This window comes from Streptomyces novaecaesareae (assembly GCF_000716875.1).
Lineage (GTDB): Bacteria > Actinomycetota > Actinomycetes > Streptomycetales > Streptomycetaceae > Kitasatospora > Kitasatospora novaecaesareae.
In genome coordinates this window covers 43,383-55,433 of sequence record NZ_JNWQ01000027.1, presented here as the reverse complement: position 1 = coordinate 55,433, position 12,051 = coordinate 43,383, and the positions used below count along the sequence as shown (strand labels likewise).

Here is a 12,051-nt window from a genome sequence, read left to right as displayed (position 1 = left end):
CGCTCAGTCGTGCGGTGGCAGGCCGAGCAGGCGGCGGCGGTGGGCGGCGTCGACCGCCTCGGTCCGGCTGCCGGCGTCGAGCTTGGCCATCACCCGGGTCAGGTGGACGCTGACGGTCTTCTCGCTGATGAACAGCCGCTCGCCGACCTCCCGGTTGGTCAGGCCCTGGGCCACCAGGGCGAGCACCGACCGTTCCCGGCCGGTGAGCGGGCCGTCCGCTGCTCGCGGCGCGGCCGGCCCGGTGGCCGGGCCGGTGCCCGCCGGCCGGACCCCGATCCGTCCGGCGAGGTCCTCGACGGCCGCCAGCAGCGGCGCCGCGCCGAGGCGGCGGGCGATCCGGGCGGCCTGCTCCAGGTCGGCGGCGGACTGCGCCCGCAGCGCGTGCCCGGCACGGCGGCCGGCGCCCGCCGAGCGGGTGCGGACCAGCACCTCCGCCCGCCGCCAGAGCGCCTGCGCCCGGCGGTAGCGGTCGCCCCCGGTCCCGTCCGAGGAGGGCAGCGCGGCGGGGGCGAACGCGGCCGCGACCTCGGCCCACTGCCCGGCCGTGGCCTCGCCGAGCGCCGTCCGGTGTTCGGCGTCGATCCAGGCCAGCCAGGCCCGGGCCGACGCATCCCCGGCGCGGGAGCGGGCGCGCTGCGCCAACGCGGCCACTCCGGAGGCGTCGCCGAGCCTGCCGTGGGCGGTCGCCCCCAGCGCGCACAGCGGCAGTTCCTCGGCCCGCCGGGCCGCCGAGTCCTCGCCGCGGTCGCGGTCGAGGGCCCGGCGGACCAGGTCGGCGGCCACCTCCGGCCGGTCCTGCCACAGCGCCGCCTCGGCCTGGGCCTGGGCGGTGAGCAGGGCGAGGTGCGGGGGCAGCGCATCGGCGCCGAGCTCGGCCACCTCCTCGCCCCTCGCCGCCGCCAGTACCGTGGAAGCAGCGGCGAGTTGACGGATGATCAACTCTGATCCGGGAATGCGCTCGGGTCGCAGCGCGCGGTCGGCCCCGGCCCAGTCCCCGGCCCGGAACAGCGCGAGCGCGCGGGCCGTCCGCAGCCGCAGGCCGTACTCGCTCCAGGTCGTCCCGGTCCGGTCGGCCCGCTCCTCGCCGGCCGTGAACTCGGCCACCGCCCCGGCCGGGTCGCCGGCCAGCAGCCTGGTCAGCCCCAGGCCGTAGTGCGCCCGCAGCTCGACCCCGAAGTGCCCGGACACACCGCCGTGTTGGCGCATTTCGGCCAGTACGGCGGCGGCGCCGGGCCGGCGCAGCCCGGCGAAGGCCAGCGTGATGCGCGCGTCGGCCTCCGCACCCAGGGCGTCGCACTCCGGCCCGTACGGGTCCGTGCCGGGCGCGAACGCCTCCTGCGAGTCCGCCGCCCGGGCGTCCCGGACGGCGCTCGCGGCCTGGTCGGCCGCCTCGTCGGGCCGGCCCAGCCGGTTCAGTGCGCGGGCGAGCAGCGCGTGGCTCCAGGCCCGGTCGGCGGACGGCGGTGCGGCGGCGAGCAGGCGCAGCGCGATCTCGGCCTGGCGGGCGGCGCGTTCGGCCCATCCGGGGAACTCCAGCAGGCGCAGCCCGTACCGCAGTCGGGTCGCCGCCGCGACGGCTGGATCGCCGTCCGCCTCGGCGAGTTCGACGGCCTTCTCCTGGAGTGCCAGGGCCCGTTCGGGCTCGCCGCTGTCGCCCGCCCCCATCGCGGCGAGCCTGGTCATGCCGACGGCGCTCGCGCCCGCGACGGCGGCCGCGTCGGGTACGACCGGCCACAGGTCGAGGGCGCGTTCGCTGTGTGCGAGCACCTCGCGGAACGCTCCCCGGTGCGCGGCCTCCCGGGCGGCGCGCACGCTGGCGTTCAGCGCCAGCGGGACGTCGTGCGCGGCCAGCGCATGGAAGGCCACTTCCGCTGCGCTGCCCCCGGCGTGCTCCAGGAGGGCGGCGCAGCGGGCGTGCAGGCGGGCGCGCGGGCCGGGGAGGAGGCGGTCGTACACCGATTCGCGCAGGAGCGCGTGGCGGAAGCCGAAGTGCGCGAGGGCGGCGGCCGCCGGTGCGGGCGCGGGGGGCGGCTCCGGGATCAGCACGCCGTGGTCCAGGGCCTGTTGGAGTGCGTCGTCGAGGTCCACGCCGTCCAGGTCGGCGAGCGCCCCGAGGGTGTCGGCGGGCGCCGGGTGGCCGATCACGGCGGCGGCCCGGAGCAGGAGCCGGGTCGGGTCCGCGAGGGGCTCGACCCGGGCGATCAGCACCTCGGACAGACCGCCGGACAGACCGCCGGACAGGCCGCCGGTCAGGGCGCTCGTCCCGGCGGCGACCAACTCCTCGGCGAAGAAGGGGTTTCCGTCGCTGCGCCGGGCCATGCCTTCGAGCTCGGCGGCGGTCGGCGGGGGCCGTCCGTCGCCCGGGGAGGCCGTCGTCCGGTCCGCCGGAGCAGCCAGGGCGCGGACCAGATCGAGGGCCTTCTCCCCTGCCAGCGGGGCGAGTTCGAGCCGGTGCACGCGCGGGAGCCGGTACAGCTCGGCCAGCACCCGGCGCAGCGGGTGGTGCCGGCCCAGGTCGTCGCTGCGGTGGCTCACGACGATCAGCGCGGGCCCGGTGCCCGGCCGGGACAGCAGGAAGGCCAGCAGGTCGAGGCTGGACCGGTCGGCCCAGTGCAGGTCCTCGACCACCAGCACCACCGGGGTCTCCCGCGCCAGCTCCCGGACGGCCGCCGACACCGCCGAGAACATCCGGACCCGGCCGGGGCCGGTCGGCGAGCGGTCGTCCTCGGGCGTCGGCCCGGCGGCCAACAGCCCGAGGGCGCCGTCCCGTTCGGGCAGCCGGCCGGCCGCCGTGGCCTGCTGCACCAGTTCGGCGAACGGCAGGTACGGCAGCGCGGAGCGGGTGTCGACGCAGCGTCCGGTCAGGACGAGCGTGCCCTCGCGTTCGGTGGCGGCCGCGAACTCCGTGATGAGCCTGGTCTTGCCGATGCCCGCCTCGCCGGAGACCACGACCGCCCCGGGCTCTCCGGCCCGGGCGCGGGCCATCGCGGTGAGCAGGGCGCGGAGTTCGCCGTCCCGTCCGACGAGTTCGGCCCCGGCCCGGCGTCGCAGCATGCCGTCGAGCATGGCACGGGCGCCGGGGGTCATCAACGCGCCGCGCCCGGGCCCATGCCCGCCCCTGGCCTGCCCCTCACCGGCCTGTCCGTCACTGGTCGAGCCAGCCCTCGCGCGAGGCCAGTGCTCCCGCCTGGAACCGGCTCCGGGCGCCGAGTTGGGTCATCAGCTTGCCCGCTATCCGGCCGACCGTCCGGCTGGAGATGCCCAGTTTGCGGCCGGCCTGTTCGTCCGTGTAGCCCTCCTGCAGCAGTTGCAGCACGGCCTTGGTGTCCCCGGCCAGTTCGACCCGGGTGTCGCCGGCGTCCCGCTCCCGGGCCGGTGCCCCGAACGGCGCCGCCTGCTGCCAGGACTGGTCGAACAGCGAGGCCAGCGCCACGATCGCGGCCGTCCCCGGGCCGGACAGCAGGATCGCGGCCTTGCCCTGCGCGTCGTCCGGGTCCACCGAGAGCAGCGCGTGCTCCTGGTCGAAGAGGATCATCCACGGCGGCAGCAGCGCGATCGTCCGGACTTCGACCCCGCGCTCCTGGAGCCACCGCAGGTGCGCGCGGGTGGCCGGGTCGTTGCGGGCGGTGTTCAGGTAGATCGACCGGGCTTCGACGCCGCGGGAGCACAGGTCCTGGTGGGCCGCCCGGCTGGCCGCCAGGGCCTCCGGGGGCTGCGGCCCGCCCGGCACGAAGGCCAGGATCTCGTGCCGGGCCTCGCGGGAGAGCCGCCGCACCTGGTCGCACACCGTGTCGGCGCCGGTGAACTCCTCCACGTCCATCGTGGTCAGCCGCCGGTCGGCGAACTCGCTGCGGAGCACCTGGAGCGCCGCGTTGCCCTCCTCGATCCGGCTGCGGCTGCGCGCCAGCTCGACCCGCTGGCGGCTCAGCAGGTCCTGTAGCCCCACCTCCGGGCTGACCGCGTACAGCGTGTCCGGCGCGTCGCAGGAGGGCCGCAGCAGGCCCAGGCCGGCGAGCTTGGCGATCTCGGCCGCCGTCCGGCGCTGGTCCCACCCGAGGCTGCCCGCGATCCTCGCGATGTCCGTGGCGGGATTGCGGAGCATCGTCAGGTAGAGGTTTTCGCTTTCCGGCCCGAGGCCGAACGGTTCAAGCATCAGGAAACCCCCGTGACACATCCCTGATAAACCCGAAGGAACACCGAGTGCGGCGATCTTCTCTATGCCTAACATCGGAGTCGAGACCTCCGCAATACCCGCACCTTGATCGTCGAATTCCGGGCCCGGCGCCCGGGCCGTCGGCCGATCCGTCCGGATCCGGATGCTATTCCCGCAATAACCCGATAATCATCCATTCGTACCCCGACTTGTAGTGTCTACATCAAGCCATGTCCGGATCCGGAAGCCTCCGCTTCCTTGCCGCCACCGCCGCCCCACGGCTACAAACGGGAATATGTCCAGAATTGCCGTCCAGACCCCCTCCGCCCCCACCCCGGTCGGCAGCTACTCCCAGGGCGCCCGCCGCGGCACGCTCCTCCAGGTCGCCGGCCAGGGCGGCACCGACCCGGCGACCGGAAAACTCGTCCCCGGCGGAGTCGCCGAACAGACCACCCGGACCCTCCGGAACATCGAGGCCATTCTCCGGTCCGAGGGCGCGAGCTTCGCCGACGTCATCATGGTCCGCGTCCATCTCGCACGAGCGGACGATTTCCCCGCCATGGACGCCGCCTACGCCGCATTCCTCGGCCACCCCTTTCCCGCCCGCACCACGGTGATCGTCGGACTCCTCTCCGGAATGCTCGTCGAGATCGACGCTCTCGCCGCCCTCCCCGACCACTGACCCCGTATTCCCCCACCCGGCGAACGACTAAGGAAGCTGGACCGGGGCGAAGGTGCCGGGCGGCGTGTCGGCGAGGGCGCCGTCCAGTGCGTCGCGCCAGATCGGGCCGGCCAGGGTGCCGCCGAAGGCCTGCGGGACGATCCTGCCGCCGATCCGCTGGCCGTCCAGGGGCTTCGGGTTGTCCGTGTCGCTGACGACGGTCGCGCCGGCCATCTCGGGGGTGTAGCCGACGAACCAGACCTGGCGGCTCTCGTTGGTGGTGCCGGTCTTGCCCGCGCTGTCGCGGCCGGTGAGGCCGGCCGTCGTCCCGGTGCCGTCCTCCACGACGCCCTTGAGCATCGCGGTGACGGTGTCGGCGGTGTCGGCGGACATCACGGCGGAGCAGTTCGCCTGCGGCACCGCGAGCTGCTTGCCGTCGGGGCCGGTCACCGAGGCGATGGCGGTCGGCGCGCAGTAGGTGCCGTGGGCGGCGAAGGCCGCGTAGATGCTCGCCATCGCGAGCGGCGTCAGGTCGTTGCTGCCGAGCGTCATCGACGGCACCACCTGGAGCTTCTCGCCGCCGGCCTGCTCGGTGATGCCGAGCTTGTTGGTCATCTGCGCGACGTTGCAGAGCCCGGTGTCCGCCTCCAGCTTGGCGAAGTAGGTGTTGACGGACTGCGCCATGGCCGTCTTCATGTCGAACTGCCCGGTGAGGGTGGTGCTGTCGTTGTGCACCTGCCCGGCCGAGGGGAACCGCCCGCCGGAGCAGTCCTTCATCGCCGGCCACGGGATGCTGTAGTCGGTGGTGTAGCTCTGGCTCGGCGTGATGCCGCTCTCCAGGGCCGCCGCCGCGACGATCGGCTTGAAGGTCGAGCCGGTCGGGAAGCCGAGTCCGCCGCCCATGGCCTTGGTGACGTTGTAGTTGATCTGGGTCTGGTGCTGCTTGTCGTCGACGCCGTACGGGCGGCTCTGGCCCATCGCGAGGATCCTGCCGGTGCCGGGCTCGACGATGCTCATCGCGGTCGCCGCCTGGTCGCCGGCGTTCACGTGGCCGGTGACGGAGGTGTTGAGGGCGGCCTGCGCCTTGGGGTCGAGCGTGGTGCGGATCCGCAGCCCGCCGCGCTTCCACAGGGCCTGCCGCTCGGCCGCGGACTTCCCGAACGCCGGGTCGTCGAGCACCACGTTGCGCACGTAGTCGCAGAAGAAGCCCTCCCCCTGCTTGGCGAGGATGCAACCCTGCTGCGGCGCCTGGATGTTGAGCCCCAGCGGGGTCGCGATGGCCTGCTGGGCCTGCTCCTTGGTGATGTGCCCGTACTCGGCCATCTTGCGCAGCACGGTGTCGCGCCGGTCCTTGGCCGCGGTCGGGTTGACGGCCGGGTCGTAGGCGCTGGGCGACTGCACCAGGCCGGCCAGCATCGCGGCCTGCGGCAGGGTGAGGTCCTTGGCGTGCACGCCGAAGTAGCGGTGGGCGGCCGCCTCGATACCGTAGGCCTTCTCCCCGAAGAAGGTGATGTTCAGGTAGTTGGTGAGGATCTGGTCCTTGCTCAGGGTCTCCTCGACCTTGATCGCGTACTTCAGTTCCTGGATCTTGCGGCCGACCGTCTGCCGCTGCGCCTCCGCGACCTTCTGCGGGTCGTCCCCCGCCTCGTCGACGAAGACGTTCTTGACGTACTGCTGGGTCAGCGTGGACGCGCCCTGGGCGGTGGTGCCCGAGGAGGCGTTCTTGTCCAGGGCGCGCAGCACGCCCTTGAGGTCGATCGCGCCGTGCTCGTAGAAGCGGTTGTCCTCGACGTCCACGAGCGCGGTCTTCACCAGCGGGGACATCTGGTCCCCCGGGACGACGGTGCGGTCCCGGTCGTACACGGTGGCGATCGTGCCGCCCTGGGCGTCGAGGACGGTCGAGGCCTGCGACAGCGGCGGCGTCCTGAAGTCGTCGGGCAGGCTCTGGAAGTCGTCGGCCGCCGACCGGGCACCCAGCCCGGCCGCCGCCACGGCGGGCAGGGCGATGCCCGCCGCCACCACACCGGCGATCACACTGATGCCGACCAGCCGCGCCCCGTGCCCGATCTTCCGTACACCCGTTCCCGCCCGCGTCTCTGCCATGGGCCGGACCCTACGTGCACGTCATGAGGAACTCGTAAGGATTCGGCGCCGCTCCGTCACGGCCGTGCAACAGCGTGTCCGGCCGTCCGCTCACCGGGCTTCGGTCACCGGCCGCCCGTCATCAGCGGCGCCACCCGCTCCTCGCCGATCCGCGCCCGCAGGCCGCCGTCCGTCACGCCGAGGCCCGCCTCCGGTGCCAGGCAGAGGATGCCGACCTTGCCGGTGTGCCGGTTCTGCTGGATCGCGCGGGCCGCCTCGGCGACCGCCTCCAGCGGGTACGCCCCGGAGATGATCGGGCAGACGCGGCCCTGCTGGATCAGGCGGTTGGTCTGCCACTGCTCGTGCAGGTTCGCGCCGTGGCTGCCGACGATCTTCTTCAGCCGCATCCACAGGTAGCGGTTGTCGAAGGTGTGCTGGTAGCCGGTGCTCGACCCGCAGGTCACGATGGTGCCGCCGCGCCGGGCCACGAACACCGAGACGCCGAAGGTGTCCCGGCCGACGTGCTCGAAGACGATGTTGGGGTCCTCGCCGATCTTCTCCCGGATGATCCGCCCCAGGCGCTTGCCCGCCTTCAGGGTGACCTCCGGATCGGCGGAGATCTCCCCGATCTCGCGCCGGTCGATGACCAGCTCGCAGCCGAGGCGCCGCGCGATGTCGGCCTTCTCGTCCGAGCTGACGATCCCCACCGGGATGCCGCCGCCGTTGCGCACGAACTGGGCGGCGTACCCGCCCAGTCCGCCGGCCGCGCCCCAGATCAGCACGACGTCGCCCTGCCGCATGTTGGCGCCGCGCTCGCTGACCAGCATCCGGTAGGCCGTCCCGGCACACAGCGGGTTGACGGCCGCCTCCTCCCAGCTCAGGTGGGCGGCCTTGGGCAGCAGCTGGCTGGCCCGCGCCACCGCGTAGTGGGCGAGCCCGCCGAAGTTGGTCTCGAACCCCCATGCCCGCTGTTCCGCGCCGAGCATGCCGTCGCTGTGGGTGACCGGGTCCTGGTCGTCGACGTGCGCGGTCGCCACCACCACGTGGTCGCCGATCTTCACGTTGCGCACGCCGGTGCCGGCCCGCACGACCACGCCGGCGGCGTCCGAGCCGATGACGTGGTACGGCTGGTCGTGCCGGGCCGCCCAACCGCCCTGCTTGCCGTAGTACTGCAGGAAGTTGAAGCTGGGCAGCGGTTCGAAGGTCGCCGACCAGATGGTGTTGTAGTTCAGCGCGGAAGCCATCACCGCGATGAGCACCTCGTCGGGGGCGAGCTCCGGCATCGGGACCGGGCCCACCCGGATCGACTTGCGGACGTCCTTGTCGTCCTCCCCGGAGAACAGGCCGACGTCCTCGATTCTCAGGTGGGCGGCCAGGTACTCGGCGGGGAGCGGCGTGCGCTCGATGACCTCGGGAGAGGCTCCTGCCACCACGGCGCGGGCGAGTTCGTCCATCATGTCCGTCCTTTCGGTTCCCGGTCGATGTGTGGTGCGTGCGGCGTTGGTGCATTTCGCCGTGCGATGGTCACGCGGCGCCCAGCCGGACGGGCAGGGACACCAGCGAGCGGGCGATCAGGCTCGGCTGCCAGCGCAGTTCCTCGGCGGGCACGGCGAGCGAGAGGTCGGGGAAGCGGCTCAGCAGGGCGGAGAGTCCGATCCGGGTGTCCACCCGGGCCAGGGCGGCGCCGGGGCAGCGGTGGATGCCGTGACCGAAGGCGAGGTGCCGGTTGTCCGCGCGGTGCGGGTCCAGTTCGTCGGGCCGCTCGAACTGCCCGGGGTCGCGGTTGGCGGAGGCCACGGCCACCAGCAGGATCTGCCCGCCCTCGATGGTCTGCCCGCCGATCCGGACCGGCGCCGTGGTGAAGCGGTAGCTGGAGATGTTCCCCGAACTCTCGTACCGCAGCACCTCCTCCAGGAAGGCCGGCGTCAGGCCCGGCTCCCGCAGCAGTTCGGCGCGCAGGTCCGGCCGGCTCTGCAGCATCAGGACGGCGTTGCCGATGAGGCCGGAGGTGGTCTCCTGGCTGCCGAGCAGGATGACGTTCACCATGGCCACGAGCTCGCGCCGGTCGAGCCGGTCGCCGTCGTCGGCCGGTGCCAGCAGCTCCGACATCAGGTCGTCGCCGACCGCCGTCTCGCGGGCGTCGATGAGGCGGTTCACGTAGTCGCCGAACGCCGCGGCCGCGGCGGCCCGTTCGGCGACGTCCGCGGTGGACACCTGCGTGGTCAGGGCCTTCTCGAACTCGCCGCGGTCGGCGGCGTCGATGCCGATCAGCTCGCAGATCACGGTGCAGGAGAACGGGTACGCGTAGTCCGCCAGCAGGTCGACGGTCTCCTTGCCGTCGATGCCGTCGAGCAGCGACTGCGCGATCTGCTCGATCCTGGGCGTGAAGTCGCGCACCACCCGGCTGGACAACGCCTTCATGGCGATCTTCCGCAGGCGGGCGTGCCGCGGCGGATCGGCGTAGAGCATGTGGTCGTTGACCGGCGGGTCGAGCCGGAGCACGGCGTTGCCGTTGGCCTGCGCGACCTCACCCGCCGGGCCGTAGAGGTCCTTGCTGACGGTGGGGTCCGCCAGGGCCTGCCGGGCGGCGTCGTAGCCGGTGACGAGCCACGCGCGGACGCCGCTGGGGAACTCCACCCGGTGGACCGGGCCCCGCTCGTTCAGCAACCGGTAGGCGGCGTGCGGGTCCTGGAAGAAGTCCTCCGTCAGCCGGTGCACGGAGTCCGCGTTCACGGTGCTACTCATGGTCTCCCGCTTTCGAAGGGTCGGCTGCTTTCGAGGGGTTTCCTGCGTCCGCGGATGCGTTCGCGGATACGTTCGCTGATGTGTCCGCGGACGCCTTCGCGGAACGGAAGGCGAAGGTCCCCGCGAAGGCCAGCGCGGCCATCACGGCGGCGGCGGCGAACGCGGCGGTGGCGCCGCTGACCACGGCGTCCTTCGGCGTCCCGGTCGTGCCCCGGGAGTACGCCCCGAACACCGTGGTCAGGATGGCCACGCCGAGCGTGACGCCGGTCTGCTGGACGGTCTGCAGCGCGCCGCCGGCGGACCCGGCCGCGCTGGACGGCACCTTCGCCATGATGATCACGGCCAGCGGCATCAGCCCCAGCCCCGTCCCGCAGCCCATCAGCACCGTCGCCACGAACACCAGGGGGAAGTAGCCGGTGTCGACGGTCAGTCGGGTCAGCAGGAGCAGCCCGGCGACCAGCAGCGCGGTGCCGGTCATGGTCACCGGCTTCGGCCCGAACCGCCGCAGCAGGGACGGCGCCAGCCGGATCATCGCGAACATCAGCACGGCCGTCGGGAGGAACGCGAACCCGGTCGCCAGCGGGCCCGCCTCCCGCACGTCCTGCATGTACAGGGAGAGGACGAAGAACATCGACATGCTCGCCATGTAGCCGACGAACACGTTGGTGTAGGCGGTCGCGCGGTCGCGGTCGGCGAACAGCACCAGCGGCAGCAGGGGCTGCGCCGCCCGCCGCTCCACGAGGACGAAGGCCACCAGCAGGGCCGCACCCGCGAGCAGCGAGAGGCCGATCGTCACGCCGCCCCAGCCGTGCGTCGCGGCCTGGATGAAGCCGTACACCAGGGCGGCGACCCCGCCCGTCGCGGTCAACGCGCCCAGCAGGTCCAGCCGGCCCTCCCGCCGTGGCACCACCGGCAGGTACCGCCGGGCCAGCACGACCGCCGGGACGCCCAGGGGGACGTTGATGAACAGCACCGCCCGCCAGCCGAGCCACTGCGCCAGCAGACCGCCGAGGATCAGTCCGACGGCGAACCCGGCGCTGGCCATCCCCGAGTACAGCGCCAGGGCGCGCACCCGGGCCTTCGGCTCGGTGAAGACGGTGTTCAGCAGCGCCAGCGCGTTCGGCCCGGCCATGGCGGCACCGACGCCCTGGGCGACCCGGGCGCCCAGCAGCCAGCCGGGCGACTGCGCCAGGCCCCCGGCCAGCGACGCCGCGGTGAACAGGGCGACGCCCGCGGTGAACAGCCGCCGCCGGCCGAAGAGGTCGCCCGCCCGGCCGCTGACCAGCAGCAGCCCGCCGAACGCCAGGGTGTAGGCGTCGAGGACCCAGGGCAGCGTGGTGGCACCGAAGTTCAGGTCGGTGCGGATGCGGGGCAGCACCACGTTCATGACCGTCACGTCGAGGACGATCAGCAACTGGCAGCTGAGCAGGGTGGCCAGCACGATGCCGGGGCGGAGCGGGCGGGCATCCCGGCCGGCTCCGGTGGCCGGGAGCGCTGCGACATCAGACATGGGGAAACTCCGAGAGGGGGGTGGAACCAGCGGGCGTCAACCGACCGAGATGCGCCGCAGCCTTCTCGGGGAGTCCGCGGGGTAGGACGCGCGCGCGTGCACGACCCGCCGGTTGTCCATGACCAGCACCTGCCCGGCCCGCCACCGGTGCGTGTACATCACCTCGGGCGCGGTCAGCCAGCGGTCCAGCACCTCGAAGAGCGCGGTGCTCTGCTCCGGGGTGTAGCCGCGGACGGCCGCGCCGAAGTTGCGTTCCGGGTCCGGTGGGTAGTCCAGCCCGACCCACAGGGCGTCCCCGCCGGTGACCGGGTCCACCTGCACCGGCGCCACGACCGGGTTGCCGTCGGGGCGCTCCACGTAGAAGCCCGAGACCCTGGACCAGTACTCGATCTCCAGGCCGCGCAGGGTCTCCACCAGGTCGGCGGGGGCCGTCGCGAAGAACGCGGCACTGCCGGCGATCAGCGTCTCGCCGCCCTCGTACGGGGCCTCCAGGCACTCCAGCCCGATGTAGCTGACCTTGTTCGCGTTCAGGTGCCCGTCGACGTGCATCGGGATCGCGCCGGTGCGGAACTGGGAGTTGTCCGTGCCGGGCCGCTGCTCCTGGATGAGATGGCTCCCGAAGCCGTACGCCGCCCCCGCGCCGAGCGGCGCCATGATGTCCTCCAGGGACATCTGGTCCGGGCCCTGGTCCGGGCCCTCGGGCTCCAGGACGACGAAGCCGTGGCGCTCCAGCTTCTCCAGGTACGGGGAGGGCGCCCCCCGGCCGCAGTGTGCGTCGGCGGCGGCGAGCCGCATGTCGGTGGTGGAGTCCATGGTTTCCCTTCTTCGCGGTGCGGTGCGGTGCGGTGACGTGATGTCGGGTGACGTGATGTCGGGGTGTCGGGCCCTGGGCGTGCCGTG

8 protein-coding genes are annotated in these 12,051 nt (G+C 73.3%); 1 reads left to right on the top strand and 7 read right to left on the bottom strand.

The features are described from left to right. Positions 1 to 3: 3 nt before the first annotated feature. Positions 4 to 3,054: a helix-turn-helix transcriptional regulator gene (locus OP86_RS38770; RefSeq protein WP_030258044.1), complete on the bottom strand. Its 3,051-nt coding sequence runs from the start codon at positions 3,052 to 3,054 to the stop codon at positions 4 to 6. Between the two features lie 91 nt (positions 3,055 to 3,145). After that, a complete protein-coding gene (locus OP86_RS12820; RefSeq protein ID WP_030055280.1) occupies positions 3,146 to 4,153 on the bottom strand; it encodes a helix-turn-helix domain-containing protein in 1,008 nt (335 codons plus the stop codon). Between the two features lie 295 nt (positions 4,154 to 4,448). Here OP86_RS12820 and OP86_RS12815 point away from each other — a divergent pair, with 295 nt between their 5' ends. Beyond that, positions 4,449 to 4,835 (top strand): RidA family protein, encoded by a 387-nt coding sequence (locus OP86_RS12815; protein WP_030055281.1) that lies wholly within the window; start codon positions 4,449 to 4,451, stop codon positions 4,833 to 4,835. 27 nt (positions 4,836 to 4,862) lie between these two features. Here OP86_RS12815 and OP86_RS12810 read toward each other — a convergent pair whose 3' ends face one another. From OP86_RS12810 to OP86_RS12790, 5 genes are all read right to left on the bottom strand, one after another. Next, a complete protein-coding gene (locus OP86_RS12810) occupies positions 4,863 to 6,917 on the bottom strand; it encodes a transglycosylase domain-containing protein (RefSeq protein WP_030055282.1) in 2,055 nt (684 codons plus the stop codon). Between the two features lie 104 nt (positions 6,918 to 7,021). After that, on the bottom strand, positions 7,022 to 8,350 hold the full coding sequence (gene ccrA, locus OP86_RS12805) for a crotonyl-CoA carboxylase/reductase (protein WP_030258041.1): 1,329 nt from the start codon (positions 8,348 to 8,350) through the stop codon (positions 7,022 to 7,024). Between the two features lie 70 nt (positions 8,351 to 8,420). Further along, positions 8,421 to 9,641, bottom strand: coding sequence for a cytochrome P450 family protein (locus tag OP86_RS12800; protein WP_030258039.1), 1,221 nt, complete (start codon positions 9,639 to 9,641; stop codon positions 8,421 to 8,423). Continuing rightward, positions 9,634 to 11,151: an MFS transporter gene (locus tag OP86_RS12795; RefSeq protein WP_063832361.1), complete on the bottom strand. Its 1,518-nt coding sequence runs from the start codon at positions 11,149 to 11,151 to the stop codon at positions 9,634 to 9,636. Before OP86_RS12795 ends, OP86_RS12800 begins: the two co-directional genes overlap by 8 nt. Before the next feature lie 36 nt (positions 11,152 to 11,187). Beyond that, positions 11,188 to 11,964 (bottom strand): TauD/TfdA dioxygenase family protein, encoded by a 777-nt coding sequence (locus tag OP86_RS12790; protein ID WP_030055286.1) that lies wholly within the window; start codon positions 11,962 to 11,964, stop codon positions 11,188 to 11,190. Between the last annotated feature and the right edge of the window lie 87 nt (positions 11,965 to 12,051).

What these genes read in the sequence shown, in the direction of transcription:
- OP86_RS38770 (WP_030258044.1), bottom strand. Translation starts at nt 3,054, where the DNA reads ATGCTGCGACGCCGGGCCGGGGCCGAACTCGTCGGACGGGACGGCGAA.
- OP86_RS12820 (WP_030055280.1), bottom strand. Translation starts at nt 4,153, where the DNA reads ATGCTTGAACCGTTCGGCCTCGGGCCGGAAAGCGAAAACCTCTACCTG.
- OP86_RS12815 (WP_030055281.1), top strand. Translation starts at nt 4,449, where the DNA reads ATGTCCAGAATTGCCGTCCAGACCCCCTCCGCCCCCACCCCGGTCGGC.
- OP86_RS12810 (WP_030055282.1), bottom strand. Translation starts at nt 6,917, where the DNA reads ATGGCAGAGACGCGGGCGGGAACGGGTGTACGGAAGATCGGGCACGGG.
- ccrA (WP_030258041.1), bottom strand. Translation starts at nt 8,350, where the DNA reads ATGGACGAACTCGCCCGCGCCGTGGTGGCAGGAGCCTCTCCCGAGGTC.
- OP86_RS12800 (WP_030258039.1), bottom strand. Translation starts at nt 9,641, where the DNA reads ATGAGTAGCACCGTGAACGCGGACTCCGTGCACCGGCTGACGGAGGAC.
- OP86_RS12795 (WP_063832361.1), bottom strand. Translation starts at nt 11,151, where the DNA reads ATGTCTGATGTCGCAGCGCTCCCGGCCACCGGAGCCGGCCGGGATGCC.
- OP86_RS12790 (WP_030055286.1), bottom strand. Translation starts at nt 11,964, where the DNA reads ATGGACTCCACCACCGACATGCGGCTCGCCGCCGCCGACGCACACTGC.